Source organism: Pseudoalteromonas phenolica (assembly GCF_044788725.1).
GTDB classification, from domain to species: domain Bacteria; phylum Pseudomonadota; class Gammaproteobacteria; order Enterobacterales; family Alteromonadaceae; genus Pseudoalteromonas; species Pseudoalteromonas phenolica_C.
On the sequence record NZ_CP173161.1, the window covers coordinates 1,946,833 to 1,973,102 of the forward strand.

Annotated in this window: 29 protein-coding genes; 6 read left to right on the forward strand and 23 right to left on the reverse strand. The window is 38.5% G+C overall.

The window, feature by feature from the left end; all coding sequences use genetic code 11:
• Positions 1 to 78 precede the first annotated feature (78 nt).
• Positions 79 to 954 carry a TIGR02285 family protein gene (locus ACH784_RS08825; RefSeq protein ID WP_404395122.1) on the forward strand — a complete coding sequence of 292 codons (876 nt, stop codon included), beginning with the start codon at positions 79 to 81 and terminating at the stop codon, positions 952 to 954.
• 208 nt (positions 955 to 1,162) lie between these two features.
• Here ACH784_RS08825 and ACH784_RS08830 read toward each other — a convergent pair whose 3' ends face one another.
• Together ACH784_RS08830 and arfA are read right to left on the reverse strand one after the other, a co-directional pair.
• A complete protein-coding gene (locus ACH784_RS08830; RefSeq protein WP_404395124.1) occupies positions 1,163 to 1,468 on the reverse strand; it encodes a YciI family protein in 306 nt (101 codons plus the stop codon).
• 45 nt (positions 1,469 to 1,513) lie between these two features.
• Entirely contained in the window at positions 1,514 to 1,696 is a 183-nt protein-coding gene (gene arfA, locus ACH784_RS08835) for an alternative ribosome rescue factor ArfA (RefSeq protein WP_404395125.1), read from the reverse strand.
• 294 nt (positions 1,697 to 1,990) lie between these two features.
• On the opposite strand from arfA, the gene ACH784_RS08840 reads away from it, so the two are divergent.
• Complete coding sequence (locus tag ACH784_RS08840) at positions 1,991 to 2,959, forward strand: dihydrodipicolinate synthase family protein (RefSeq protein ID WP_404389377.1); 969 nt, start codon at positions 1,991 to 1,993, stop codon at positions 2,957 to 2,959.
• A 38-nt stretch (positions 2,960 to 2,997) separates the two neighbouring features.
• On the opposite strand, the gene ACH784_RS08845 is transcribed toward ACH784_RS08840, so the two are convergent.
• The 7 genes from ACH784_RS08845 to ACH784_RS08875 form a co-directional block, all read right to left on the reverse strand.
• Positions 2,998 to 3,345, reverse strand: a complete 348-nt coding sequence (locus ACH784_RS08845; RefSeq protein ID WP_404389379.1) for a hypothetical protein — start codon at positions 3,343 to 3,345, stop codon at positions 2,998 to 3,000.
• Between the two features lie 117 nt (positions 3,346 to 3,462).
• Positions 3,463 to 3,906 carry an energy transducer TonB gene (locus ACH784_RS08850; protein ID WP_404389381.1) on the reverse strand — a complete coding sequence of 148 codons (444 nt, stop codon included), beginning with the start codon at positions 3,904 to 3,906 and terminating at the stop codon, positions 3,463 to 3,465.
• Between the two features lie 540 nt (positions 3,907 to 4,446).
• Positions 4,447 to 4,626, reverse strand: a complete 180-nt coding sequence (locus tag ACH784_RS08855; protein WP_404389383.1) for a hypothetical protein — start codon at positions 4,624 to 4,626, stop codon at positions 4,447 to 4,449.
• A gap of 86 nt (positions 4,627 to 4,712) precedes the next feature.
• Positions 4,713 to 5,075, reverse strand: a complete 363-nt coding sequence (locus ACH784_RS08860; protein ID WP_404389385.1) for a hypothetical protein — start codon at positions 5,073 to 5,075, stop codon at positions 4,713 to 4,715.
• A gap of 116 nt (positions 5,076 to 5,191) precedes the next feature.
• Entirely contained in the window at positions 5,192 to 5,467 is a 276-nt protein-coding gene (locus ACH784_RS08865; protein WP_404389387.1) for a hypothetical protein, read from the reverse strand.
• Between the two features lie 108 nt (positions 5,468 to 5,575).
• Complete coding sequence (locus ACH784_RS08870) at positions 5,576 to 6,076, reverse strand: hypothetical protein (RefSeq protein ID WP_404389389.1); 501 nt, start codon at positions 6,074 to 6,076, stop codon at positions 5,576 to 5,578.
• A gap of 228 nt (positions 6,077 to 6,304) precedes the next feature.
• On the reverse strand, positions 6,305 to 6,643 hold the full coding sequence (locus ACH784_RS08875) for a MerR family DNA-binding transcriptional regulator (RefSeq protein ID WP_404389391.1): 339 nt from the start codon (positions 6,641 to 6,643) through the stop codon (positions 6,305 to 6,307).
• 95 nt (positions 6,644 to 6,738) lie between these two features.
• Here ACH784_RS08875 and ACH784_RS08880 point away from each other — a divergent pair, with 95 nt between their 5' ends.
• Positions 6,739 to 7,554 (forward strand): aminotransferase class IV family protein, encoded by an 816-nt coding sequence (locus ACH784_RS08880; protein ID WP_404389393.1) that lies wholly within the window; start codon positions 6,739 to 6,741, stop codon positions 7,552 to 7,554.
• A 193-nt stretch (positions 7,555 to 7,747) separates the two neighbouring features.
• Here ACH784_RS08880 and ACH784_RS08885 read toward each other — a convergent pair whose 3' ends face one another.
• The 8 genes from ACH784_RS08885 to ACH784_RS08920 all read right to left on the reverse strand — a co-directional run bounded on the left by ACH784_RS08885 (position 7,748) and on the right by ACH784_RS08920 (position 13,900).
• Positions 7,748 to 8,446 (reverse strand): hypothetical protein, encoded by a 699-nt coding sequence (locus ACH784_RS08885; RefSeq protein ID WP_404389395.1) that lies wholly within the window; start codon positions 8,444 to 8,446, stop codon positions 7,748 to 7,750.
• 145 nt (positions 8,447 to 8,591) lie between these two features.
• Positions 8,592 to 9,335 (reverse strand): hypothetical protein, encoded by a 744-nt coding sequence (locus ACH784_RS08890; RefSeq protein WP_404389397.1) that lies wholly within the window; start codon positions 9,333 to 9,335, stop codon positions 8,592 to 8,594.
• 936 nt (positions 9,336 to 10,271) lie between these two features.
• A complete protein-coding gene (locus ACH784_RS08895; protein WP_404389399.1) occupies positions 10,272 to 10,799 on the reverse strand; it encodes a hypothetical protein in 528 nt (175 codons plus the stop codon).
• A gap of 114 nt (positions 10,800 to 10,913) precedes the next feature.
• Positions 10,914 to 11,360: a hypothetical protein gene (locus ACH784_RS08900; protein WP_404389401.1), complete on the reverse strand. Its 447-nt coding sequence runs from the start codon at positions 11,358 to 11,360 to the stop codon at positions 10,914 to 10,916.
• Positions 11,361 to 12,173: 813 nt separating this feature from the next.
• Positions 12,174 to 12,650: a hypothetical protein gene (locus ACH784_RS08905; RefSeq protein WP_404389403.1), complete on the reverse strand. Its 477-nt coding sequence runs from the start codon at positions 12,648 to 12,650 to the stop codon at positions 12,174 to 12,176.
• Positions 12,651 to 12,778: 128 nt separating this feature from the next.
• On the reverse strand, positions 12,779 to 13,042 hold the full coding sequence (locus ACH784_RS08910; protein ID WP_404389405.1) for a hypothetical protein: 264 nt from the start codon (positions 13,040 to 13,042) through the stop codon (positions 12,779 to 12,781).
• 118 nt (positions 13,043 to 13,160) lie between these two features.
• Positions 13,161 to 13,634 carry a hypothetical protein gene (locus tag ACH784_RS08915; protein ID WP_404389407.1) on the reverse strand — a complete coding sequence of 158 codons (474 nt, stop codon included), beginning with the start codon at positions 13,632 to 13,634 and terminating at the stop codon, positions 13,161 to 13,163.
• Positions 13,631 to 13,900 (reverse strand): hypothetical protein, encoded by a 270-nt coding sequence (locus ACH784_RS08920; protein WP_404389409.1) that lies wholly within the window; start codon positions 13,898 to 13,900, stop codon positions 13,631 to 13,633. Before ACH784_RS08920 ends, ACH784_RS08915 begins: the two co-directional genes overlap by 4 nt.
• Positions 13,901 to 14,187: 287 nt before the next feature.
• Between ACH784_RS08920 and ACH784_RS08925 the strand changes: the two genes are divergently transcribed.
• Positions 14,188 to 15,513, forward strand: a complete 1,326-nt coding sequence (locus tag ACH784_RS08925) for an IS4 family transposase (protein ID WP_404389411.1) — start codon at positions 14,188 to 14,190, stop codon at positions 15,511 to 15,513.
• 49 nt (positions 15,514 to 15,562) lie between these two features.
• Here ACH784_RS08925 and ACH784_RS08930 read toward each other — a convergent pair whose 3' ends face one another.
• The 6 genes from ACH784_RS08930 to ACH784_RS08955 form a co-directional block, all read right to left on the reverse strand.
• The gene (locus ACH784_RS08930; protein WP_404389413.1) at positions 15,563 to 18,043 is read right to left on the reverse strand and encodes a prolyl oligopeptidase family serine peptidase; all 2,481 of its coding nucleotides are present in this window, start codon (positions 18,041 to 18,043) and stop codon (positions 15,563 to 15,565) included.
• 273 nt (positions 18,044 to 18,316) lie between these two features.
• Positions 18,317 to 19,249 carry a YeiH family protein gene (locus ACH784_RS08935; protein ID WP_404389415.1) on the reverse strand — a complete coding sequence of 311 codons (933 nt, stop codon included), beginning with the start codon at positions 19,247 to 19,249 and terminating at the stop codon, positions 18,317 to 18,319.
• Between the two features lie 76 nt (positions 19,250 to 19,325).
• A complete protein-coding gene (locus ACH784_RS08940) occupies positions 19,326 to 20,465 on the reverse strand; it encodes a 5-(carboxyamino)imidazole ribonucleotide synthase (protein WP_404389417.1) in 1,140 nt (379 codons plus the stop codon).
• 1 nt (position 20,466) lies between these two features.
• A complete protein-coding gene (gene purE, locus ACH784_RS08945) occupies positions 20,467 to 20,949 on the reverse strand; it encodes a 5-(carboxyamino)imidazole ribonucleotide mutase (protein ID WP_130254288.1) in 483 nt (160 codons plus the stop codon).
• Between the two features lie 122 nt (positions 20,950 to 21,071).
• Positions 21,072 to 22,640 carry an ABC-F family ATPase gene (locus ACH784_RS08950; protein WP_404389419.1) on the reverse strand — a complete coding sequence of 523 codons (1,569 nt, stop codon included), beginning with the start codon at positions 22,638 to 22,640 and terminating at the stop codon, positions 21,072 to 21,074.
• Between the two features lie 115 nt (positions 22,641 to 22,755).
• A complete protein-coding gene (locus ACH784_RS08955) occupies positions 22,756 to 24,042 on the reverse strand; it encodes an HD domain-containing phosphohydrolase (RefSeq protein WP_404389421.1) in 1,287 nt (428 codons plus the stop codon).
• 109 nt (positions 24,043 to 24,151) lie between these two features.
• On the opposite strand from ACH784_RS08955, the gene ACH784_RS08960 reads away from it, so the two are divergent.
• Positions 24,152 to 24,694: a heme NO-binding domain-containing protein gene (locus ACH784_RS08960; protein WP_404389423.1), complete on the forward strand. Its 543-nt coding sequence runs from the start codon at positions 24,152 to 24,154 to the stop codon at positions 24,692 to 24,694.
• Positions 24,691 to 26,193: a sensor histidine kinase gene (locus tag ACH784_RS08965; RefSeq protein ID WP_404389425.1), complete on the forward strand. Its 1,503-nt coding sequence runs from the start codon at positions 24,691 to 24,693 to the stop codon at positions 26,191 to 26,193. Before ACH784_RS08960 ends, ACH784_RS08965 begins: the two co-directional genes overlap by 4 nt.
• The last annotated feature ends 77 nt before the right edge of the window (positions 26,194 to 26,270 follow it).

Below are 26,270 nucleotides of genomic sequence, written 5' to 3' on the forward strand. Positions count from 1 at the left end.
TTGAACAATCTAGATCTTTGCTATGTAACTGTTTAAGTTGTCTATACTGTTTGTATTAATATTTACAAGAGAAGCTAAATGCAAAAGAAAATTCTATTTTATATATCATTTGCATTAGTAGGTAATTTTTCGACCAGTGCGTTTGCGTCACAAGCCAACAATGATAAAGGCACAATCTACTGGCAAACCTACCACAGGCCCCCAGGAATTATTAAAGAAGGGACTGAACAAGGTTCAGGCTTTGTCGAAAAAGCGCTAAAACTCATTATAAAAGAAATGCCTGAGTACAAACATGAATTTCCTATAGCCTCTTTAACTCGGGCATTAACTAATATTAAATTGTATAAGAATGTGTGCCACCCCGCCTTATATAAAACAAAAGAGCGACAAGAGTATGTTGCTTATTCTGAAGCAACAATCATTAACCCGGGTAATAGAGTCATTGCACGCAAGGGCACATTAGATGAGATAGCCGAAGGTAATTATATAGATCTTAAAAAGCTACTTTCGAGTCAAAAATATGCATTTAGTTTGATAAAAAAGCGCTCTTACGGGCAAGTCGTCGATGATAAAATCAGCAAACATTTAACCGACAGTAAATCCCAATTATTGGCCAGTACTGAACTTGGGACATTATTTCATATGGTAGAAAGGCGTCGGGTGGATTTTACAATTGCCTTCCCTTTTGAACTTAACTATTTTATCGAAAAAAATAAAATAAAAGATGATGTATTTGTCAGTTATTACATTAAAGATATCCCAAAGTTTACACTTGGCTATGTTGCTTGCCCGAAAAATGCTTGGGGTAAAGAAGTGATCAACAAGGTCAATAGAGTCTTAAAAAACGTGAAGCGAAAACAAAGTTATAAAGAAGCCGTTACTTCATGGTGGGGCAACGAGCAATTTACCGAAGAGTTTATACATTTCTATAATAACCGCTTTTTGAATCATTAGTCGGACACATCTAGATTAATTTCAAAAAGCGGCCATAAAAGTGGCTAAAAGTCAGTTACAAAAATGCTGGAATAATCTTGTTTAACGCTTCAAACAAAATATCATATTCTCTTTCATGACCTTTAATGATCAAGCGGTGTTGCTAACAAAGAAGTCGTAGAGTTAGTCCTAAGTCAATAAACGTCTTAGGATAAAAATGACTCACAATTCACTTAGCTTCGTTCTCGCTTTTAATAAGATACTCTAATGGTTTAGCGCACATAGTCGGCTCAATTTCTATAATGTCGTAATGCGCAAGTGACGCTCTATGAAACGGATCTTGCGCTAACACGATATTTAAATGCTCTCGCTCTTGTATCGTTGAAATAATTACCCCACCCGTTCTTGGGTTTTTACGACCTGATAAAATAAAGTTACCATTAGCATAATGCTCTTCTAGAAACGCCTTATGATCTGCAATATATTTATCAATGATGCTGAGTGGTACGCAGTAATGTAAAGAAATAATAAACATAGATAGTCCTTATCGAGTTTGTAACCAAAAACCTTATCTTAAAACTTAGGCTGCCTTAAGATAAGGCTCTCGGCCTTTATGCTTGCTGTTGCGTTGAAAACTCCCCTTTCCTTTCTTCGGCTTTTCTACTTTACTTTTAAAAAGTACACTCGTCACAAGCGCTTTTATCGCATTGTCTTTAATCTCGCCACGATGATGATCGTGTTGATGTTTTTTGTTTTTACTCATTTGATTCCTCTTTTAAAAATGAGTGATTTAAGAAGCCGCTATCGTATATAAAATAACTATAAACACAATCAATATTTATCTACTCAACACACTTTTTTTAAAGTTACACCGAGCCAAATTCTTTTAATAGTTCATTCACCAATTTCTTATGATTAGAAAAGTAAGGCAATTATTAACGCATTTGATATAGCAATAAAACAGAGGGTTTGACGATTGAGATTTACCTGTTAAAATCACTTTGTATATTTTATATGATTTATTTGTATGGTACGTTTTAATTAAAAAGGTTATACGATGGAAACAAATAGTACAGATTGGCGTTACACTGTGATGCCAGCCGTGTTCACTTGGTTAAAAGAGTCTGAAACTGGCGCCCTAGAAATTGATCTAGTTGCGACAAAAAAATATGCTGCAGATATTTTAAGAGTCGAAGGTAAGGCCGGAACTAGAATGGGCGGACTCGTAGGCTCAGGTACACTTGGTGAAAATAGCTATCTTAGCAATGAACAACGCCTTTCTTTACTTAATGCGCTTTCAGAAGTTGCCAAAGAATTCAACGTACCTTTAATCAGTGGAGCTGCTGCAGAGACTAAAGAAGAACTAGCAGACATAGTGACACAATTAGCAAAGGTTGGTGTTGATACCGTGATGGTGATGCCACCAAAAACTAAAGTAGCCCCTTCTGACGATGAAATGTATGAGTATTATGCACTTTCAGCTTCAGCGGCTAGAGCTTCGGGTGTGACTATTATGCCTTATAACAACCCTGATGCAGCAGGATACCATGCACTTTCAACTGAGCTTTTAAAAAGACTTGCTGCGTTACCTGAGGTAACGGCCTTAAAAATTTCTACCACAGATGTGTCGGTTATCGAAACTCTCATGTTAGAAGATAAAAACTTAAAAGTTTTAGCTGGCGTAGATACCGTAACTGTACATGCAGGTCTTGCTGGTGCATGTGGAGGTATTACAGGTGTTGGATGTATTTTCCCAAAAGCAAGCGTCACCATGCAAGAATATGTCAATAATGGTCAGTGGGCAGAAGCTAATCAAATATCACAAGCCATGAACTCAATTTCTTACCTTGATGCACAGCCTCTTCTTTTAGAATATTTAAAGTTCGCATTTGGTGTACATCATAATGATGCAGAAGGTGGACTACGCACACTTGGCAAGAAATTAACACCTGAACAAATTGACGATGTTCGTCAAAGGTATGAACTAGCAAAACAAAGACTTGAAGTTCTTGGTTTAGCTAACTAAGTAATTAAGTTGAAAGCTCCACCTATAGGAGCTTTCTGTCACTCTACCCAAGTTACATTTGTATCTAAAATACCTAATCCTTGCTTAAATTTTACGGGTAAATGCAAAGTCGGTTTACTAGTCCAGCCTCTTTCTACATAAAGGTTATAACCATTTTGTAGCTTTTCATACTTGACCGATGAAAGCCAAATACCATCCCAGTCACCTAAAAATTCTAACTGTTCTAAATCTGTCGGATATTCACCGTTTCTAACTTTATGTAACTCGATCATAGAAACAGCAGACACGAAATTCTGCATACCAAATTTATTATCTGCTTCTGGTATATCAAAATTACATCCAGAGATTAAGAATATAAAAAAGACGATAAAAATAAATTCGCGCATGTGAGAGTTTTTCCTTATTTTAAAGCCCATACCTATAAGCAATTTCATAATTCACACTGCAACAATGTGTTATAAATCGCACCAGTTAACTAAGTTTCCGTTACAAGCTTTTTAAAATTAACTATCAACTTTCGGGCAATTTTTTAGATACTCAACATCAGTTGGGTTTCTACTAGTTGTAAAATCTAAACGTACAGACGTTAAAACTGGAACACTTTCTTTATTGTTTTCTGTAGCTTGCCACTTCCACTTCGAAAGCGCGGCCGCGGCATTATTCTCAAAAACGCCTTTTGGAAAAGAAGAGCGTACTTTATAGCCGTTAACTTTGCCGTCTTGACCAATACCAACTATCAAATCAACACACCCTGAAACATCGTCTTTTGCTGCAGATATTGGGTACCTAGGCTCGACTCTTTTTAAAAGAGTCCAGTAATTATCCACATGCTGAACTTTCTCTTTTGCAGACAAGTCTAAATATTTCATTTGTACTTTATTTTCTGATGTTGAGTTACACGCAGCTAAAATAAATGTGATAGGTATCAATAGATAAGCTTTTTTCATAAATTTGTCCTTAACCCCAACGTTTGTAACCTTGTAAATATGCGCTCCAGATTAGCTTAATTTACAAAACGTTAGATTTATATTTTTGTAGTTATTTTATATCGGGTTACCGAAAAAACGAACACTTCAGTGCAAGATTTATTCGTCACACTTTACTTTATTTCTTCATCTTTAACGAAACCGTCCTTGATGTAGTAATCCCACATCGTACCGCAAAAGATAAAAAGGTAAAAACACAAATAGGCTACAGGTAGAATATAAATTAATCGCTCAATATTCTCAGGTGACAAGTCGATACCATCTCGCCTTGAAGCCTTAAAGTAACCTGCAACAGCACATAAAACTAATAGAAAGAATGAGGGAAGAAATGATTTTCGAAATGCAAGAATCAAGTACTTATTTAATCTTGATATTTTCACTAACTCTCCATATCAGATGAATTAATCTGTAAAAACAAAACACAAGAATGTCCTAATATTATGAGGTACGCGTAAATCCTACTGTTGTATAAAGTTTAATTTTTAATTGAAGACTATTAAGCTACTTATCTCTATTGATGTCTTCCTTTTGAGTTAACAACAAAGCAAACGCAATAGGAATGCCGAAAATAACACCTAGAGATAGACTCCCAAGAGCTACACCAATACCTGAACCAATTGCGATACCTATAATAAGACCAAATACTAACGGATTTATTCTACTCTCATCATTATTTTTCAAGTTTTCATTTTAACTTCTTAAGCAACAAACGTCCTGCCATTTGGTGATACAGCAAAGGTAAATAACTTCAACAGTTTGTTATAAGGCTAATTTAAATATCTGACTAATTTTGATTTAAAAGCAAACCAGTAACATCCCACAATACAAATAGCACTCGAATAGAACTGCAATGCAACACTAAAGCTATCTGATGAATTTATGAAATGAATCCCAGGAAAAATTAACAAAAAATTTGGGATTATGAGATTTAAAAATTTGTAATCTTTTCTCCATAGATAAGGGCTAACAATTCCAATCAATAGCCCCATCGCAATGCCTATTAATATTGCAAAATTGGCTATATCATAATTAAAAATTAGAGCTATTAAAGCACAAAAGCCAAATGCAGTAATCCAAACTGATTTTTCAATAAGCTGTAAATTATGTCTCACTAAATTTGAATTTATCATAGGTCTTCCATAGGTATCGATCTAACCGAATAATAATACTTGGTTATAATTTCTGGAACTCGAACAAAGCCATCTGCTTTTTGTTCGCACCTTTAATTTGCTTTGTTAGGTGTATATTACACTCTGTTTTTTAAAACTACTGGTGTAAACAACATAGCTATTAAAACAATAAAAGTAGCCACAAATCCAATGGTTTGAAAATAAGTAACATCAGAAAAGAATAAAATTATTGCTACAGTGAAAATGGCTATTTGTGAGAAACCTATAACGCGCCTTTTTCTAGCATTACCTTGACCACGAAAGACCCAAATCAAGTTGATTGGTAAAGATACCAATAACAAAATAAGTAGTGGAAACATTGCCCCTGCCCCTCCGTGTGTCACCTCAATCACCTTTAGACCTAACGTTTGCCGTAAACGGCACAAAATAGCAGGCTAAAATTAGCGACGAAGGAGCGCAAGCCTGCTGTTTTGCGTCCTTTGGTTAAAGCATATATTAGGTTAATCTATAAATGCACTTTCTGACAAAACTTGCTTAATATCAGCTTTATAAAACAAGGCTTCCTCTAGCTCTTGATACTTTTCCTCTACAAATTCGCAAGATAAAGTAGTGACATATTTATCAACCTCTATGGTTCTTAGTGGCTTGAAGATAAACTCAAGCTTATAAAACTCGTGTTCATTAAAAACTACTTTATCGAGTTGAGTACTTTCTATATCAGACAACAAGAATATCAACTCATATTCACCTTTATGCCCTCGAGAATCAGTGTATACACCTGATTCTGAGATATAAAACTTACTGGGTTCGCCTAAATCAAAGAAAACCATTATCCAAACTACAATAAACAGAATTGGCAACAATCCAAACAAAAGGTAACCAAAAATTGAAAACGCCTGATAATCGATTTGAGCGAGTTGCTCTTGAGAAAAAAAGAAATAAGGAAAACTCAAAAATACGATTTCCAAAAGCGAAATTTTGAGCTTTTTTTGATAATTCACTTTAAAATCGTTAAAAGCCCAGCTTTTAGCATTAGGCGCTTCTGCCCAAGAAAACTGAATTCTCATATTAACCTAACACTTGCCATCAGCCGTGGAACACTGTGCCCGCTTTTTCTGTGTGTTTAGCAAAAAAAGGGCGGCAATGCTGAGTCGATTGAATGGTTTTGTAATATTTTGCATAACGAAATGGTAACCCTTGTTCAACTTAGAAGCCAAACTAGTGCTCATTCAGTGCTGTTCAATCTCGGACAAAAAACTATCGAGTATTTTCCGACTAGCAGCTAGTTTAGCGGCCTTCTCATCGGCCACACGAATTTGCTCGTGTAAAAGCTTTCTAAGCTCATCACAAGGTTCAAAAACAGGTCGTTCACCTCTCACGCAGGGTAGAAATAGCAAAATGGTACCTAACTTCATACCCGCTGCACTAAGTAGTTTTATCCTTTCAAGTGTTCGAACTTCTCCCTCGCCAAAATCTCTGTATCCCGAAATGGTACGTGTAGGCTTGAGCAGCCCTTGCTCTTCGTAGTAACGCAGCATACGGATACTCACTCCTGTTTGTTTCGACAATTCACCTATTTTCACTATTCCCTCTTGACTCTAACACCGGTGTGAGGGTTTATATTATTAGCTCTAGACAATTATTTCAATTTGGAGCTAATACTTTGAAAACGAGAATTATCACAGATCAAACAATACTAAACGGACAAGTTATTCCTAGCTCAGAAATCACCAATTTGGCATTTTCTGGGTTTGCTCATTTCACAGCTCTGCAGGTTCGAAATAGAATGGTAAAGGGGCTGGATCTTCATTTAGACAGACTACGTATGGCTTCAATAAAACTCTATGGCAGAGCTCTACCAGATTTTCTAATACGGTCATATATTTGTTCGGCCATAGAGAATGGGCCTGTAGATCAATCTTTAACTATCACAATATATTCACCAAAGGGGGAATTTAACGCTGATAGCATGAATATAGAGCCCAAAGTATTAATCCGCACCAGTTCACCAGCCCATGGCCCTAAAGGTCCTTTACGGCTTGCAGCAATCAACCATGAAAGGCCACTTGCTGAAATTAAGCACGTCGGTGAAATAGGCAAGACTTATTACTTACACCAAGCTGTACAACAAGGCTTTGATGACGCAGTGTTTATTGACCAAAATGGCCATCTAACAGAAGGAACCATATGGAACCTGGCTTTTTGGGATGGCGAATCTGTTGTTTGGCCAGAAGCACGTATGCTAAAAGGTACTATGATGGCAGCTGTAGAGCGACAACTAACTCAGCTAAATATTCCACAGCGGAGCGAACCCATTACCCTCGATCGCCTTTTGGATCTAAAAGGAGCCGCAGTTATGAACTCATGGACACCAGGTATTGGCGTTACTGAAATTTCGTCACAAAGCTTTAAGGACAGTAATAAATTAATAGCACTTCTGCATGAAGCTTACGAAATTGAGCCATTAGAAAAAGTGTAAAGTAATTTAGATACAAATGACTAATAAGAAAAATAAACACTGGCCGGAGGATTTTGCGTATGCTGGAGTTGATGCACTAAAATTAGCTTAAGTAAAACGCTTGCCTAACAGGCGCGAGATAGCAGGCTAAAATTAGCGACGAAGGAGCGCAAGCCTGCTGTTTTGCGTCCTTTGGTTTAGGCACTTGTTAGCTTTAATTTTTTGTTGATACTTTGTTTTTAGATTTAGAAAGAAATCTGAAGTTATAGTCTAACGTCTTGTTGTAATGAGTTTTAACTGCTTTGAGTAATTCATCTTTGCTAAGACTATTTATATCTTTAGGCATGTTTAGAAAGTAACTTTCACCAAATTTAGGTTGTGCCATACCTAGGTATTTAGCATTTTTAACATCAAACAGGTTGAATGAAGACAAACTATATAGGTTAACTTGACCATAATCGGAATACTGGTTGGATAGCCTAATATCACACTCTATTGGCTCATATATAAAGCGCACAAAAATATACTCAACGCTATGCGTTTCAACTAACCTCTTAAGGTAGCTTGCACCAAAAGCATTTAGAGTGGGTTCGCCATTCCAAGAATTAAAGGTCATAAGGTCAGAGTGTGAAAGATCCTTTTCAACTGGAATTATTACTGGAGTGTTATCAGATTCGCTAATTGCTTGGCTTATCGCATTGATAGTTAAGCTCTCTAAGTTAGAATCAATAGCATAACGACTACTTTGATTATTAAAAACAGTCGCACCGTAATACTCTTGACATAGTTTATAGGGAGCATTGTATTTAATGTGGATACCTATATTTTTGCTGGAAATCGGTTTTTTCAATGATGTAGTACTACATCCACTTAACAAAACAGACAGAACTAATACAAAAGCTTTTAATTTCATTTTTATTTCCAATAATCTTCGTAAAGCTAACGCCGCGTTAAGTGGTGAGCAACGCTACCACCCGACCTAAACTATTGTGCCGTAAACACTAAAGCTGAATCAAACTGAAAATGCCAAGCGTTGGGAATCCGTCTTAAACGCTTTGTTAGGTTTTTATTAACGCCTCAACCGATTTAGTGTTCACAGCAAAATGTTTCTGAGCAAGATAATCCCATGCCATACCTTCGGAAATGAAACCTATTAAAAGTGGTTCTCTCATTTTTGAGTTCCAAAAGTCAAACAGGCTAAACACAGGTCCCCCACTTATCCCTCCAGGATGAAATAAGCTTGTGTCTAAAGAACTTTTTCCTTCAAGTTCATACCGCATATCATCCAACCGTACGGAAAACTGATCGTCTTCTACTGTTTCAATCATTCCAACACACTTGAATTGCCCCAAACCCATAACTTTCTCTTCATCATGAGCGGTTTTCCAACAACCGGGAAAGCCCGAATAGGCAATTAAATCCATTTTCTTAGGGTGCTTAAATGATATTTGTTCCTGTTCTAAAACTGGCCAACCTATTTTGTGAACATCTATATCAGTCAAGTAAATGAGGCCAAAATCAACATTTTCAGAGATATTGATGCGTTCGCTAGGTAAGTGTTTTAACACATACGCCATGGCGCCGATTTGAATTCGTCCCTTATCTTTAAGGCCCAAGTAACCGTCAATTACGTGGCGTGCAGTAGCTAATGCAGGACCTTTGTCTGTACGTATAATAATTCCTGTTGCTGTTTGAGGATTAATATTTCCCTCACTAAAAACCAACAGTGGTATTGTATATCGTAAAGAAAACGCCATGCCTTTTGCCACGATAAGATCTAGTTTTTCTTCAGTTAATTTCATTCAAACTCCTGTTAAAACCTAACGCCGCATTAAGGGGCAGCAACGCGCTGCCACCAAAATTCACTTTAACACCGTAAACACAGATGCCAAGATTTAAACTAAACTCGCCACGCGTTGACTGTCCCTCTTAAATGCTTTGTTAGTTGCCAAGCCTAACGCTTTGATTTGAAGTTAATTGCAGCTTTGCCAACACGAACTTTACGTGTTTTAAGAAACTTAAATCAGGCGCAGCTTCAAAGCGACTGTCACTTAAACCACTTGGAACACACAACGCCGTAGAAAGCGGACTGACAAAACCTAAGAAGACAATGCAACAGAGCGAGCTTTTAACAAGTAAATCGGCTTCTGAAACAGAAACCCCAAACCACACAAGAAACTAAAGCACGATTTTCACAAACCCAAATCGCTAGAAATTGAAATACGGCAACCTAGCCAAAAATACACGGACATTAACCCTAAATATTCTGCATTAGCTGAGTTTTCCTCGTTGGTAACTAACGCCGTTGTAACCGGCAAAAAAGTTGTTGGCTAAAATGTGAAGCGAAGCGTAACAGCCAACAGTTTTTTGTCCTCGTTGACGACCTTGTTATGCGTTGACACTCAGATTTAGAAGCGCTTGCGCCTGCACCAATAAGCCAAACTTAAAATTAAATAACACTCACCAAACCTAAAATTGCAAAGAAGCGTTCGACTGGTGAATGACCTTTCTGGTCACAGCTTAAATTGAAAAAAGAAAAGCCAAGACCAACTTAAAACTTAATGACGTCACTGTACCTAAAAGCTAATTTGAAAAAAAAGCTTGAGGTGAAAACCGTTTTAAAGACAGCGATTTAAAGTGACGCATAACGCCTTAATAAACGGCGAAAAATAGCAGGCTAAACTAAGCGAAGAATGAGCGCAAGCCTGCTGTTTTACGTCCATTGTTTAATTAACTTGTTATATTTCTACTGCACTCCAAATCACTCCGTTTAGAGAAATAACTACGTGCCTTTCGCAACCCTCAAACTCTTTTTCAGTGAAAAGTATATGGTCAAAAGGCGGGCTTAAATCATAAATTCCATCTCTAAAAGATACAAAACCTTCAAAGTCATACTTTAAAAGGTCAACACCCTCACTAGTGAACAAATCAGTCACCAACTGGCCTTTATTGCAAGTAATTTCATGGGTAGGAGCAATTGAGTGAAAGAAAACTCGGCTATGTGCCGCAGCTTCATAGTCACTACCACAACCGTATATCACTAAGCTGGATTCATTGGAGCAAACAGTTCTTTCAACAATTAATTCCCAATTTGATTGCGCCCAATCATGGAAATAATCATCAAAGCAAACGGCAAAGTCTCTATCTCTTGAATCAGCTTCTTTTGCATATGATTCATATGAAGCCAATATGGAGCTAAAGCCTGAATTCAATATGCTCCTGAAGTTTTCAATCGCTAGTGGTAGCAATTCTTGATTTATACTCATGCCAGTGACTCAATAGAAATATAACGCTTGCCTAACCGGCGCAAAATAGCAGGCTAAAATTAGCGACGAAGGAGCGCAAGCCTGCTGCTTTGCGTCCTTTGGTTTAGGCACTTGTTATAAGCACCTTGCTTGATTGCCAAATCTTGCCCCTTCATTTGGCGCAAGAGTTTGGATATAACTTATTGAACTAAAATTACTTTTAGTGCTATTTATTCGTTTTGAAATGTTAAAGGCTTTAAACTTGCCTACAACCCTAACCAACTTACCCTCATATGCATCAGCTAACTTCTGAATATGAGCTTCTGCATTATTGCTATTGTAAACAACCTGCGCTGCTTCAAATGGTTGAGAAATAGCATTTTCATAGGCTCTTGCTATGTAGCTAGCTTGATCATGATATAAACTTCCGTTTTCAAACTCTACGCTTATCACGCCTACTGTTTGGACGCATTTACCGTCATACTTGTCAGGTGATGACAATAAGCTTACAAAAGAGACTTTTTCAGCTGCAATACTAGAAAATGCTGTCATTAAGAAAATTATGCTAAAAAGTTTACTCATATCCCAAAGTGCTTATAACGCTTAGCTAACAGGCAAAATTGAATAAGCTAAAATCGAGCGAAGCGACGAGCTTATTTAATTTTGTCCTAGTTTAGCGCCTTGTTATGCGTTGACACACCGCTTTCAAAGCGCTTGCGCCTGCACCAGCGAGCTAAACTTTTATTTATAGAAACACCCACCAAACCAAAATTGCAAAGAAGCGTTCGACTGGTGAATGACATTTCTGGTCACAGCTTAAATTGAAAAACGAAAAGCCAAGACCAACTTAAAATTTGATTACGCCACTGTACCTAAAAGATGATTTGAAGAAAAGACTTGAGGAAAAAACCGATTTAGATTCAGTTAATTGAAATGACGCATAACGCTTAGCTAACAGGCAAAATTAAATAAGCTAAAATCGAGCGAAGCGACGAGCTTATTTAATTTTGTCCTAGTTGAGCGCCTTGTTATGCGTTGACACACCACTTTCAAAGCGCTTGCGCCTGCACCTATAAGCCAAACTAAAAATTAAAAAACACTCACCAAACCCAAAATTGCAAAGAAGCGTTCGACTGGTGAATGACCTTTCTGGTCACTGCTTAAATTGAAAAACGAAAAGCCAAGACCAACTTGAAACTTACTTACGCCACTGTACCTAAAAGCCGATTTGAAGAAAAGGCTCAAGGTAAAAACCGTTTTAAAGACAGCGATTTAAAGTGACGCATAACGCCTCAGTTAAAAGGCAAAATTTAGTTGGCTATAATGTGAAGCGGAGCGAAACCAGCCAACTGAATTTTGTCCGCTTTTAAACTGTTTGTTATACGTATTTTACAGCTATTTATCGCTGCTTAGTTGCTCAAGGTAACTTTTTAATCTTACAAAATCTTCAAGCCCACGTTTATCTGTTTGATATTCTGGCTCCCAATACGCTACGGCAGTGTATTGATACAAAGAGCTTTCTAGCATCCAAGTATCTCCATCCATTCCTAGAGTTTTATCTTTCGGAAACACCAGTGTTTTCTCTAACTTACTAACTAACTTTGAGTACTGTTCTTCTGTTAATTCAATACGTTTCTTTGATTTAATACCTTTCCAGTCATAACCACCAGCGCCCTCATAAGTTGTAGTTATTAACTGATAGGGTTTGTGCCTAGTAACCTCATAGATAACAGGGTTCGAAAAAGTAGGTACTACTTTCATTTTTAAGACTGGTTTAAGATAAAAACCAGGGTCAGTGTATTCGATGGTATTTCGAGTAGATTTACAGCCAACAATTGAAAGTAGAATCAAAAAAATTGAAAAGTATTTCATATTACTACACCGATACATCGATACGTATAACGCCCCAATAAGCGGCGAATAATAGTTGGCTATAATTGTGAGCGAAGTGAACGCAGCCAACTGTTATACGTCCGACTTGATTGGCTTGTTATATGCCTTTACCACCAAACTCTAGCGTGTATAGCAAACGAAAACAATACATATATAATTAGCATCAATAGCCAATAAGCCTTTGGAAAATTTAAATATTTAATAGTGATACAAGCTGAAATCACCAATAAAAGCAAACCAATAAACAATGACGGACTAGGAAAAGAGTCATAGCCATGACCAACATCTACAGAAGGTACTGGTGGAATTGATAGAAGCAGTGCTCCCAGAATTAATAGAGCTGAAATTAATTGAATAGCGAATGATTTCACTTACCTTCCCTTGGCATATAACGCCCGCATAATTTGCGGATTAAGCTTGGCTAAAATTAGCGAAGAATGAGCGCCAGCCAAGCTTTAGACGTCATTTTTTATGCGCTTGTTACACGTGCTATATAGTAGGCCAAAAAATTTCTTCATATTTCTCACTACTCTCATTTTCCCAGGTTAACTTAACTTGGTACTTTCTAGGGCTTCCCATATGTATTGCTGCTAAAAGTTTAACTCTTGAGTTTGGCTTTAACTCTTGATGAGGGAACTTATCTTCGAGGTCGTGAGATGACAAAGGGCTATCTTCGCAGTCAATTAACTCAAAATTGACATTGTAGGCACTACCTTGACCAGTATTGGAAATATAGAAACTATAAGACTTACCTAGCTTAGTGAGATTTACATTAAATTTTGGCTTGGTTTTATTCGATTTCTCTTCCGCAATACTTTCAATTTGAAGCCTAGATAGCTCCGCAGTAACTTTTTCAAGTTCCAACTGCTCCTTTGCTAATTTCCTTGTGCGCGTAAGAGATACTGTTGAAATTATCACAGCCAAAGAAGAAACAAGTAAACTTAAAACTTCAAAATTACTCATTTAAAGCGTCCCTTAAATGCTTTTTTGAGCATTTTTTCAATTTCTGCCTTCGCTTCAGGAATGACGACTTCTTTAGCTTGCTCAATACCTACTTCTTTAAGGTCTGCCAACATGATTTCAAAATGACAGTTATTACATTTCACAAAGTCGTCATCCTTTGGATTCTCTGGCTTCTCAAACTCAATATCTCCACACTGAGGGCACTGGATTGATATGTGGTCAGTTTTAATCACGATGTCTCCAAGCACGTGTAACAGCTTTTTCATGGGAATTTTTTCTGATTTTGTCGGAGTAAAATCGGGAAAGATTCCTGTTTATTTCTGTTAACAATATCTTGTTTTTCAAACAGACTCAATACCTTATAAATTTCGAGGGGCAAAAACGGGAATTGTAAATGGATAAAATCAGGAATTGTAAACGAGCCGGAGTATTTCAACAAAAAAAGGACCTATTTAGGTAATGCCGATCAGTTAAGAAATATTTTAATGATCAGTTGACCGATCTTTTCAAAGCTTCACAATCCGATATCAGTTTACTGGTATCGGATTTTTTTATGGAATTGTCTGAAGCACTTGCGCGCACATCTATTTCTCGTCTCACTGAATTTCAAAGCTTGGCCGATGTTTTAGAGCCAGAGATTATACAAGCCTGTTTAGATTCCAATGGTGTAGCAACATTACGTAAACGCAAGCTCCCAATGGATGCCATGATTTGGGCTGTTATTGGCATGTCTTTGTTCCGAACGGAGTCCGTTCGTCAGCTAATTAACAAATTAGACATTGTTTTACCTCAAGACGTGGATTATGTTGCCCGAAGTGCCGTCACTCAAGCCAGAAAAAAGTTAGGCAGTAATGTAGTACAAGATGTTTTTTACCGTACAGCCCAAACCTGGCATGACCGTGCGGAACATCCACATTGGAACGGCCTTAATATTTACGGTGTTGATGGTGTCGTTTGGCGAACGCCTGATAGCGCTGCAAATAGTGCAGTCTTTGCTCGAACTGCCAACAAAGCCAGTTATGCTGGTTATCCGCAAGTCCGAATGGTCTGCTTAATGGAGTTAAGCAGTCACCTCATACTGGGGAGCGCCTTTGATAGTGTAAGTGAAAACGAGATGAATCTAGCGAGCAAACTCATAAGTCATGTGCCAGATAACAGCTTGACGCTATTCGATAAAGGGTTTTATTCACTTGGCTTGCTACATGAATGGGAGCAAAAGGGAAATAATACGCATTGGTTGCTCCCCCTCAAAAAAGGCACTCAGTATGAAGTTGTAGATAGCCTAGGCAAGCAAGATAAGCTGGTTCGTCTAACAACGACGCCGCAGGCTAAGAAGAAGCGCCCTAACTTACCCGACTCTATAACAGTGAGATTATTGACTAGGCGAGTGAAAGGGAAAGAAGTAAGCGTACTCACATCAATGACTGATGCAATGGAATATCCCGCTTCGGAGATTGTAGATTTATATGCGCATCGCTGGGAAATTGAAATGGGCTATCGAGAAATGAAGCAATATCTATTGGAAAGTCGATTCACCTTGCGCAGCAATTTACCGGAGCTAATTCACCAAGAGTTATGGGGCTTGTTACTGGCTTACAACCTTATCCGTTACAAAATGATATTGATGGCTAAATCACTAAAAAGTGTTTACCCAAATCAACTTAGCTTCAGAGATGCTTCATCACATATCATCTACAAACTTACTCAAATGCCAATATATGCTCCAGGAAATGTCCCTAAAATCATTCTAGATATAGAAAAAAATGCTAGTCAGTTTAAGCTTGAGGGAAAGCGAGAACGAAGTTACCCGAGGCTATTGAAGGTGTCTAAAAACCGATACCCAGTTGCTAAACGTAATAATGCCGTTCACCTTAAGTGAACGGCATTACCTATTTAGGTCCTTTAATTTTTATTTTCGTAAAAGTTGTTTAAAGATTTTCTTTAAACAACTTATAAATACGGCGGTACTCGTCTAACCAACCCGTTGGCTGTCTAAAACCATGCGGTTCTACTGGGTAAATCGCTGTTTCGAAGTTTTCTTTCTCAAGTTCAATAAAGCGTTGAACGAGTCGAACTACGTCTTGGAAGAAAACATTATCATCAACCATTGGAGCGTTGATAAGTAATGGTTTCTCTAAACCTTCAGCAAAGTAGATTGGAGAACTACGACGATACGCAATCGGGTCTACATCTGGATGGTTAAGAATGTTAGATGTGTATGGCGTATTATAATAAGCCCAATCTGACACTGGTCGAAGTGCAGCACCCGCTTGGAATAAATCAGGCTTTGTAAGCAGTGCCATAAATGTCATAAAGCCACCGTAAGAACCACCATAGGTACCTACTGAGCCTGTATCAACATTCACATTTTCAGCCATCCATTTAACGCCGTCTTCTAAATCTTGAATTTCAGGTGTGCCCATTTGGCGGTAAATAGCTGTACGCCAATCACGGCCATAACCTTTAGACGCTCTGTAGTCCATATCCATTACCACATAGCCTTCGCTTGCTAACAGTGAATGAAACATAAACTCACGGAAGTAACCAGACCAACCCATATGTGAGTTTTGTAAGTAACCCGCACCGTGATTGAAGATAACAGCTTTACGTGTTTTACCAATCTCACCTTCTACGTAGTCAGCTGGGTAATACACTTTTGCATAGATTGGTTGATCAGTATGACTAGAAGGTACAGCAACGATTTTTGGTGCGATTAATTTCTTATTTAAGAATTCGTCAGACACAGTATTTGTTAAACGCGTTACTTGTGCGTTTGGTTTAGCATCTGCAACATATAGTTCATTCGGCATCATGATTTTTGAGTGATTAAGCAATAGTTTTTGCTCATCTTGGCTCAATTCATAATCCGTCATACCATCTAAGTCAGTTAGCGCTACTTTTTCAGCTGTTTGCGTATTCACGCGATAAACTTCGTAAATACCTGGGTGCTTAACATTCGCCTTAAAGTAAATTTGCGAATCATCTTTGCTTAGCGTCAGATGTGATACAACAAATTGACCTTTAGTTAGTTGCTTTGCTTTGCCATTTACAGGTTTAGTATAAATATGGCTATAACCTGATTCTTCAGACAAGTAATACAAGGTATCTGAATTGTTCATCCAGCCAAAGTCATTGTACGTGTAGTTCACCCATGCATCGTCGTGTAAACGATGTTGTGATTTGAACTCGTTATTGTCAAAATCAACGGTTGCGATCCAACGGTCTTTGTTATCCCATGCTTCAAGCATTACCGCAACTTGAGAGCCCGACGTATTCCACTGCACCGCACTTTGATCCCAACCCCAGTCCATCATCAAGTTAATATGACGAGGCTCACGTTTTGATTCGTAAGTTCTGCCTTCAGCTTTTGCATTCTCTGCTTTTTCGGCTGCTAAAACATCTTCATCAAAACCCGGTAGTGTTTCATAACTTAAAGTTGTTTGTGCTTTAGATGCGATATCAATGAAAATCACATCTGAGCTAGATGGTTTAGAATCAGCTACGCGACGACGAGCTGGTACTGCTTCGATATCACCGTTTTGTGACACATAGTTAGGCATAATGTCGGTATCAGCGCGCCATGGTGTACTCTTTGTCACAACGGCGATAAGTTTATCGCCTTTTGGAGAAAGGCTTGCCTCTACAAGACGGTTACCCTTACCTAGATAAAATTGGTTAGATGCAATTGTTTCATTTTCAGCATTTAATTGCTCTTTACGCTGTTCTTTATCGAGTGCGTTTTTATGCGTTAGCTTTACAAAATCGATTAACTTATGTTGCTCTTTGGCAATGTAAGTTGATGGCTCTTGTGTGCCTTTAGGTTTATCAGCTAGATGTAATTTAACAAGCTCTTTAGTAAGACCTGAATTAATATCAACGCTAAAGAAGCTATTACCAGTGCGATAAGCTAATTCACCAGAATTTAAAAACTGTAAAGAGCGCGCTCTATCAGAGCTCTGTGTAAGCTGTTTGATTGCGCCCGTTTTGATGTTCTTAACAAACACATTGCCTTCAAACGTATAGGCTTGCACTGCACCATCTTTTGAATAAACCGCGTTTTTTGCACCAACTGTATGAAGTTGGTTTAATACAACTTGTGTAGGCGCTTTACCAGCTGTAACAGCAAACGTATCGCGTAATTCATTACCCGCTTGCTTGCGGTTGAAAACCACAGTTTGGCTATCTGCAGCCCAAAATGCGCGCTCAGGTTGACGACCCAACCAATCAGGGTGTGCCATTGCTTGCTTTAATGTGATGTTTTCACCACCAAAATCTAAAGGCGTTGCCACAACAGGAGCGAAATTTGAAGCTGGTTCAGCCTTTACAGCGTCAGTCGATGTGGTTGTTTGGCAACCTGTTAAGAACAGGCCAGCTGCAACCGCAGCAGAAATTAGAGAGTGTTTGATCATAGTTATTCTTCAACTTGTTAGACTAGGTCAATTTAAGCAAATGCGACGTTAGAATACGAATAATTTTAGATAAAATAACAATAATTAAGGAAGTGCGTAATTCTTGGAGTAAAACCTTGGGGTTTATGAACATAAAAAAGGCCAGCATAGGATGCTGGCCAAATACTCTCTGCGCTCACATAGTCGTTGATGAACAACGATTATGAAATGAGGCCTATCCGCGCCTCATTACCTAAGACTAGTCCATTTTTGAAAAGTTCCAAGAAAATTGCATTAATTTATCACTCCATCGATGATGAGTAATAATATAACTGAACTAACAATGCCCCAAAGTATGGTGGCCATTGCTAGTGGGCGCCATCCTGTTTGTTTTAACATAGCCAGAGATACGCTTGAACCAACTAAAAATAAACAAGCATAAAGCACATGTTTTGCTCCTGCATAGCCCAACTGCCAAAAAGTCGAATATTCAGGAAGATAGGTATTAATAAGGGCTGCTAATAAAAAGCCGACAATAAAAAGTGGAATACTTGCCTTTTCTTCACTTTTCCAAAATACGCCAGCTAATGCAGTATATGGAATGATCCACATAGCGCGAGTGAGCTTGATTGTTGTTGCAATACCGACTGCGATTGGGCCGTATGTAGATGCTGTTGCAACCACACTGCTCGTATCATGGATCGCAAGCGCAGCCCAAATCGCAAATTGTTCTTCAGTTAACTGAAAGTAATGCCCGATTGCAGGAAAAATCAGCAAAGCTAAGCCATTTAATAGAAATACGATGGCCAATGACACCGCAATCTCGTGCTGTTTAGCTTTTATCACTGGGGCCATTGCCGCAATTGCGCTGCCTCCACAAATAGCAGTACCAAAAGACAATAACACACTGGTATTTTTATTTACTTTAAAGAGCTGCCCTAATATTTCGCCAAGCCCTATTATGGCAGTTATGCTCACAATGGTGAGAACAAATGAGCTTCGCCCGACTTCAAGTACATCATTAAAGTCGACATTAAATCCTAGCCCTATCACAGCTAATTTTAATAACCATTTACTTGCTTGATTACTTAAAGACAAGTACGGATTTGTAAAAATCAGTGTGAAAGCAAGACCAAGAAGAAGAGAAAATGCAGGACCTATAAACCCTGTTAGACAAAGTACAAATAATCCAATAAACGAAAACTGTTTAATAGACTGACTAGTCACTTTACAAAAGCCTTATTTAGTTTATTGAATTCAAATAACTTGAGTCAAAAAAGCCGAGTTAAACTCGGCTTTTTTATTACAGTGCTTTTAACTGCTCAGCAGTTGCCTGAACACCTGGGTAATCTTGTTCTGGCAGTATTTTTGCCAACTCAACAAGTTTATCACCAAGTTCTGATAAGCTATCAGCTGAAACGTTAATATGACCCATCTTACGGCCTGGTTTTGCAGATTTGCCATACCAGTGGCTGGTTGTGTCAGCAACAGACAATACCGCTTTTGGAATAGCAGCTTGCCCTAACACATTTATCATCGCGGTTGGGCGATTCAAAACCGTTGAACCTAGTGGTAAACCAGTTACAGCGCGCATGTGGTTTTCGAATTGGCTTACATGACATCCCTGCTGAGTCCAATGACCCGAGTTATGTACACGTGGCGCAATTTCATTGACCAACAAAGTGCCATCTACATCGAAAAACTCTATGGCTAATACACCCACATAGTCTAATGCATTGGCGATAGCGTTAAACGCAGACTCAGCTTGCGCTTGAATTGCATTTTTCTCTTTACCCGCGATTGAAAGCGTTAATACCCCATTGGTATGTTGGTTTTCAGTCAGTGGGTAGATTGCAGTTTCACCATTTTTCGCACGAACACCTATGATAGATACTTCGCGATCAAATGGGATCATTTTCTCTGCAATAATTTGATGAGATGCGTCTTTCGCTAAAAATTCAGACATTTCAGCCCAAATTCGCTCAACGTCATCCAGAGATTTTACGCGCCACTGCCCTTTACCGTCGTAACCTGCTTGGCAAGTTTTGACAACCAAAGGCATTGCCAATTCATCAATCGAATCCAGCAAGTGCTGTTTTTCAGTGATGATTTTATAAGGTGCGCATGCAACTTTTGCAGTATCTAACAGCGCTTTTTCTTTCGCTCTATCACCGCCCGTTGCGATGGCTTCTGTGCCTGGGTAAAACTTACCACTTTCATCACATAGCTTTAGAATATCTAAAGGAATATGCTCAAACTCAGCAGTAATAGCATCAGCTGAGTCAATGGCTTGTTGTAATGACTGATCAACTGTTAAAAAGGTAACAGGATCGATGACTTTTTGAGAGCCAACATCGTAAGCTGTAACATGAATGTCTAAGTTCTTCGATGACAAGCTCATCATTCGCGCAAGTTGCCCTGCGCCAAGGACTAAAACGTTCATATTACTCAGCAGGATTTGGGTTAGCTAAAATTGTTTCTGTTTGTTCTTTACGGAAAGCTTCAACTTTTGCAAAGATCTCTGGTTGTTGACAACCTAAAATCTGAGCTGCAAGTAAGCCCGCGTTAGCCGCACCCGCATCACCAATCGCTAATGTACCAACGGCTACGCCTTTTGGCATTTGGCAAATTGAAAGTAATGAATCAACACCGTTTAGTGTTTTTGATTTAACTGGTACACCCAGCACTGGTAAGCTTGTGAAAGCTGCAGCCATACCTGGAAGGTGTGCAGCGCCACCAGCACCAGCAATGATAATTTTGATACCACGATCAGCTGCGCTTGACGCGTAATCAGCTAGAAGTTGAGGTGTACGGTGAGCCGAAACTACTTTTGTTTCATAGTCGATGCCAAACTTGTCCAGCATGTCTGCTGCATGTTGCATAGTAGGCCAGTCTGATTTTGAGCCCATGATAATGCCAACCGTCATAATAAATCCTCAGAAGTTTTGAACGATAGAAAAACAAACTGCAGGCTCTTATTGGGGGTAAGCCTGCAGTTTCTATGTGGGTATTATACCTATCTAGTTAGGTAATACCATTGCAAAAGTGCTTATTTAGCCGCTTCTTGTTGCGCTAGATACTCTTCATAAGTACCTTTAAAGTCGATAACTTTACCGTCCTTAATTTCCCAAATACGGGTTGCAAGTGATGATACAAACTGGCGGTCATGTGAAACGAATAAAAGAGTACCTTCGTACTGTTCAAGGGCTAAGTTAAGCGCTTCGATTGACTCCATGTCCATGTGGTTTGTAGGTTCATCCATCAGCAAAATATTATGCTTGTGCATCATTAATTTGCCAAACAACATACGACCTTGCTCACCACCAGAAAGTACTTTTACCGACTTTTTGATGTCATTTTGTGAGAACAGCATTCGACCTAAGAAACCACGAACTACTTGCTCGTCATCCCCTTCTTGCTGCCATTGCTCCATCCACTGAAATACAGTTTGGTCTTTCTCAAACTCATCTGCATGGTCTTGTGCATAATAACCAATGTTTGAATTCTCAGACCATTTAAACTCACCAGTTTTAGGCGCTAAACGACCCGCTAAAGTGTGTAGTAAGGTTGATTTACCCACACCATTTTCACCTATGATCGCGATACGCTCACCCACTTCAACTAAGCCTTCTAAGCCTGAGAATAAAGTGCTGTCATAGCCTTGTGAGACATTGGTAATTTCAAGCGCATTTCTGAAAAGCTGCTTACTTTGTTCAAAACGAATAAACGGCGATTGACGAGATGACGCTTTAACTTCATCAAGTTGAATTTTATCAATCTGTTTTGCACGAGAGGTGGCTTGTTTTGCTTTTGACGCATTTGCAGAGAAGCGAGACACGAATTGTTGAAGTTCTGCAATTTGTGCTTTCTTCTTAGCATTCTCGTTTAATAGTTTTTCGCGCGCTTGAGTCGCTGCAAACATATACTCGTCATAGTTACCTGGATAGACACGTAATTCACCGTAGTCGATATCGGCCATGTGCGTACAAACAGAGTTTAAAAAGTGACGGTCGTGCGAAATAATTAACATGGTGCAATCACGCTGGTTAAGGACTTCTTCTAACCATTTGATTGTATAAATGTCCAAGTTGTTGGTTGGTTCGTCTAGTAGCATGATGTCAGGATCAGCAAATAGCACCTGTGCGAGAAGAACACGTAACTTGAAACCTGGTGCTACTTCTGACATTAAGCCATAGTGTTGCTCAGTACCAATACCAACACCTAAAAGTAACTCACCGGCTTTTGCTTCAGCCGAGTAACCATCCATTTCTGCAAATTGCGTTTCAAGATCGGCCACTTTCATACCATCTTCTTCACTCATTTCTGGTAAAGAATAAATACGGTCGCGCTCAGCTTTAATTTCCCAAAGCTCTTTATGACCCATAATAACCGTATCGATTACAGTGTATTGCTCGTAGGCAAACTGATCCTGATTTAGTTTCGCTAAACGAATATTTGGAGCTACACTTACGTTACCCGCAGAAGGCTCAAGCTCAGCCCCTAAAATCTTCATGAATGTCGATTTACCACATCCATTGGCACCGATTAGACCGTAGCGATTTCCATCACCAAATTTAACAGAAATGTTTTCAAAAAGTGGTTTTGCACCAAACTGCATGGTGACATTAGATACGTTTAAAATAACGAGCTCCAAATAGCATATAAAATAAAACTAGCGGTATTTTAAACTAAAGGTTTTTTGAGAGCCACCAGAGAGTGGCTAAGAATAGAAACTAATGCACGAACACATTAAAAATATAATTCCAGTCTTTTTGATACTTTTGCAACTTTTCAATGATGCTAGGTGTGATTTCGGTGCCAGCAGTTAAAATCACAGCGCCTTGTTTGTTCAATAAATCCTGTGTTAAGTGCATACCTGTTTCTAAACAACTTACTCCCACACATACGTCAATATCGTGATTTTCGAACACCTTACCGCTAGACAGTAATTCAAAATAAACCTCTAGAATGTGAGGGTCATAAAACTCAGTTGCCAAGGTCTTCATGGTTTGCATTGCTTGATCTTGCTGCATCTTCTCACCAGTAATACGACCAATTAATAACTTGTCGTAATCATTTACTATGGTGAGAATACGACTGATCGTCGGTATGTTGTCAGCAATTAAATGCTCAGGTAATCCCGTGCCATTATAGTGTTCATATTGGTGCAAAATACCTTTGCCTATGATTTGCAGATTAGGCAACTTTTGAAGTATTTCAGCGCCTTTGATGGCATTTTGTTGCTTTGCTATGAGTTGATCTTTGGTCAATTCATTTTCAGTGCACTTAACAAGCTCATCAGGTAAAGACACCTTACCAATTTCATGCATCAGGCCAGCTAAATAGGCTTGAGTGACAAGCGGCTTTTCAAGTCCCATGTGTTTGGCAACGAGCCGACAATGTGATGCGACACGTTTTATGTGTCCATCATCACTCCCTGTGGTGTCTTCAATGATTAGGTTTATCATCTCAATGACATCATGAAATAGTTTGCGCTGCTTTTGATTCACGTTTTTCAGTTTGTCAGTGAGCTGAGAAAGTGATGATGTTCGTGCCTGAACTTTACTTTCAAGCTCATCGTTGTAATTTTGTAATTGTTGATTTTTCTCTTCAAGCTCATTTTGCAAACGTATCACAGACTGCTTCAATTGATACTGATCACAAGCTTGCATCACTATTTCTTTTAAGTCGTCGTTGCGCCAAGGCTTACTTACATAGTTTGAAATCTTGCCTTCATTAATTGCTAAAGCAGTTGAGTCAATGTCGGAATAGCCCGTTAAAAGAATACGCGCTGTATTTGGATTGATGATAAAAGCCTGAGCAAGCAGCTCTGCTCCGCTCATTAATGGCATTTTCATGTCTGATATAATCACTGCAAATTCCTGCTGTTTTAAAATTTCTACAGCTTCGAGTGGTTTATCGCACACAGTCACTTCAAACTCCTTTCTAAACAGGCGTTTTAAAGCGTTAAGTACTTGTGTCTCATCATCCACAATTAAAATTGGCAACTTATCAGACATTTAATAAAACCTTATGTTTCTACAAATGATTTTAAAACATTGCGTTAAGTAAAAAGTGACACTATTTTAAAAATATATCAACCTCATAACGCGAAATGCGGAGATTTATATGAAAGGTAGTGTTTTCAACGCGCTACAAGAGTTTGTAGAAAATAATCATGGCTTAGAAGCATGGGACACCATGTTAAATACACTCGACCTTCCCTCTCAAGGGATCTACACATCTTCAATTAAATACGATGATAGCGAAATGTTCAGCATCGTTACTTATTATTGCGAAGCATTAAACGTACCAGCTTCTGATTTACTTAGAACTTTTGGTGAGTTTTTATTTGTGAAGCTTATACCTCTGGCACCCAGTGAAGCAAAAAAAGCCCCCTCTCTGCACGCGTTTCTTTATATGGTTGATAACTTAATTCATGTCGAGGTAAAAAAAATTTACGCAGATTCAAACTTACCTGAATTTGATTATGCAGACCAAAATGATCAACATCTGACGATGATTTATCGCTCAGAACGAAAACTATGTCATTTGTCAGAGGGCCTGATTTTAGGGGCTGCTAAACACTTCGGTGAAGAAGTATCTATTTCTCAATCGAAATGTTGTCATGAAGGTGATGACGCTTGCCATATAGAAGTAAGGTTTCTATGAGTGAAGAAGCACAAAACAAAGTAGACATACTCGAACGCGCACTGAAACGAGAGCGAGCAGCAAGAAAGCTCGCCGAAATGCAGCTTGAAAACTATACTCGAGAGCTATTAGAACAAGAAGTTTTAAATGATGAAACGCGTATGGAAGTCGAAAACCAACAAACTCAACTGTCTTTTTTGACGGGTCTTTTAGCTGAAACCTGGAGCAAGCCCACACTAAAAAAGATTGTTGAAAACTATCTCGAACGAACCTGTGCGTTTTTATCTAAACCAGATAATTTATTCATTGAACTCGATAACCAATGTAATTACGGTCAATTTCAATACTATACTCAATCAAGTACCGAGTCTGACATAAATGAACACTTGCAACTGTTGAAGTCTTTTCTTGCTCAACTTGACAGAGAAAAAGTGTTTGATTTATTACTTCAAGAGCAAGAAACACAACTCATAGATACCAATGACATAAGTAATGAAGCGCAAGACTTTTATCAGTTTTGCGTTATGGTGCCTTTATACACACTCACGCTCGAAGATAAAAAAACGGTTGGTGTTGCAGTTTTACTCTACGAAGACCAACAAGATATCAATATCACCAAGCTACAAACCCTTGAGTCATCAAGAAGTATGCTTTCTATCGCCATAGAAAGAAAGAGAGCTGAAGAAGAGCTTCAACAACAACTTATAAACCTTGAAGAAACAAATAAAGTTTTAGAACAAACACAGTTACAACTGGTTGGGCAAGAAAAGCTCGCATCATTAGGTTACTTGGCTGCAGGTGTTGCCCATGAAATTAATAATCCGGTTGGCTTTGTATTAAGTAACCTCGATACCATGGCTGACTATATTCAAGATATTAAATCTGCTTTGCAGCCGCTTACTGATAAGCCTTCGAGTAACACTATTTCCGAGCTAAATAAAAACTATGAAGAATATGAGTTGCCATTTTTATTTGAAGACAGTGACGAAATTTTGAAATCTTCAGTCGAAGGCTTAGAGCGGGTCAAAGCCATTGTTGCTGATTTAAGTACTTTCTCACGAATGGATAACGATGAATTGGAGCCTATCGATGTAACCAAGGTCATTAATAAATCTCTTAATATGGTAAGTAATGAATTCAAATATAAGCACCATATCGAAACTGACCTGTTAGAAAGCGCCACGATTTTAGGAATAGAAAGTAAATTACAACAAGTCTTTATAAACCTGTTTGTTAACGCAAAACAAGCTATGGCTGAAGGCGGTACTTTGTTTGTTCGATGCTATAGAGAGCGCACAAAAATCATGGTGCGTGTAAAAGATGAAGGTAAAGGCATTCCTCAAGAAAACTTAAAAGAAATATTCACGCCGTTTTTTACTACAAAGGCACCTGGCGAAGGCACAGGTTTAGGTTTATCTATTTCATACAGTATTTTGCAGCAACATAACGCAAAAGTTGAAGTGTTAAGTGAGCCCGATAAGGGCACCGAGTTTGTGATCTCATTCTTCGAATTTTTCTAATCTAAATTCAAACGAGAACTTATTATACTAATCCTCTTAATTAAGCGATCTATTTTGAGGCGAGGAAAACTTGTCGG

Excerpts from the sequence above, each read along its gene's own strand:
- ACH784_RS08825 (WP_404395122.1), top strand. The coding sequence starts at position 79 with ATGCAAAAGAAAATTCTATTTTATATATCATTTGCATTAGTAGGTAAT.
- ACH784_RS08830 (WP_404395124.1), bottom strand. The coding sequence starts at position 1,468 with ATGTTTATTATTTCTTTACATTACTGCGTACCACTCAGCATCATTGAT.
- arfA (WP_404395125.1), bottom strand. The coding sequence starts at position 1,696 with ATGAGTAAAAACAAAAAACATCAACACGATCATCATCGTGGCGAGATT.
- ACH784_RS08840 (WP_404389377.1), top strand. The coding sequence starts at position 1,991 with ATGGAAACAAATAGTACAGATTGGCGTTACACTGTGATGCCAGCCGTG.
- ACH784_RS08845 (WP_404389379.1), bottom strand. The coding sequence starts at position 3,345 with ATGCGCGAATTTATTTTTATCGTCTTTTTTATATTCTTAATCTCTGGA.
- ACH784_RS08850 (WP_404389381.1), bottom strand. The coding sequence starts at position 3,906 with ATGAAAAAAGCTTATCTATTGATACCTATCACATTTATTTTAGCTGCG.
- ACH784_RS08860 (WP_404389385.1), bottom strand. The coding sequence starts at position 5,075 with ATGATAAATTCAAATTTAGTGAGACATAATTTACAGCTTATTGAAAAA.
- ACH784_RS08885 (WP_404389395.1), bottom strand. The coding sequence starts at position 8,446 with ATGAAATTAAAAGCTTTTGTATTAGTTCTGTCTGTTTTGTTAAGTGGA.
- ACH784_RS08890 (WP_404389397.1), bottom strand. The coding sequence starts at position 9,335 with ATGAAATTAACTGAAGAAAAACTAGATCTTATCGTGGCAAAAGGCATG.
- ACH784_RS08895 (WP_404389399.1), bottom strand. The coding sequence starts at position 10,799 with ATGAGTATAAATCAAGAATTGCTACCACTAGCGATTGAAAACTTCAGG.
- ACH784_RS08900 (WP_404389401.1), bottom strand. The coding sequence starts at position 11,360 with ATGAGTAAACTTTTTAGCATAATTTTCTTAATGACAGCATTTTCTAGT.
- ACH784_RS08905 (WP_404389403.1), bottom strand. The coding sequence starts at position 12,650 with ATGAAATACTTTTCAATTTTTTTGATTCTACTTTCAATTGTTGGCTGT.
- ACH784_RS08915 (WP_404389407.1), bottom strand. The coding sequence starts at position 13,634 with ATGAGTAATTTTGAAGTTTTAAGTTTACTTGTTTCTTCTTTGGCTGTG.
- ACH784_RS08920 (WP_404389409.1), bottom strand. The coding sequence starts at position 13,900 with ATGAAAAAGCTGTTACACGTGCTTGGAGACATCGTGATTAAAACTGAC.
- ACH784_RS08925 (WP_404389411.1), top strand. The coding sequence starts at position 14,188 with ATGGAATTGTCTGAAGCACTTGCGCGCACATCTATTTCTCGTCTCACT.
- ACH784_RS08930 (WP_404389413.1), bottom strand. The coding sequence starts at position 18,043 with ATGATCAAACACTCTCTAATTTCTGCTGCGGTTGCAGCTGGCCTGTTC.
- ACH784_RS08940 (WP_404389417.1), bottom strand. The coding sequence starts at position 20,465 with ATGAACGTTTTAGTCCTTGGCGCAGGGCAACTTGCGCGAATGATGAGC.
- purE (WP_130254288.1), bottom strand. The coding sequence starts at position 20,949 with ATGACGGTTGGCATTATCATGGGCTCAAAATCAGACTGGCCTACTATG.
- ACH784_RS08950 (WP_404389419.1), bottom strand. The coding sequence starts at position 22,640 with ATGCAGTTTGGTGCAAAACCACTTTTTGAAAACATTTCTGTTAAATTT.
- ACH784_RS08955 (WP_404389421.1), bottom strand. The coding sequence starts at position 24,042 with ATGTCTGATAAGTTGCCAATTTTAATTGTGGATGATGAGACACAAGTA.
- ACH784_RS08960 (WP_404389423.1), top strand. The coding sequence starts at position 24,152 with ATGAAAGGTAGTGTTTTCAACGCGCTACAAGAGTTTGTAGAAAATAAT.
- ACH784_RS08965 (WP_404389425.1), top strand. The coding sequence starts at position 24,691 with ATGAGTGAAGAAGCACAAAACAAAGTAGACATACTCGAACGCGCACTG.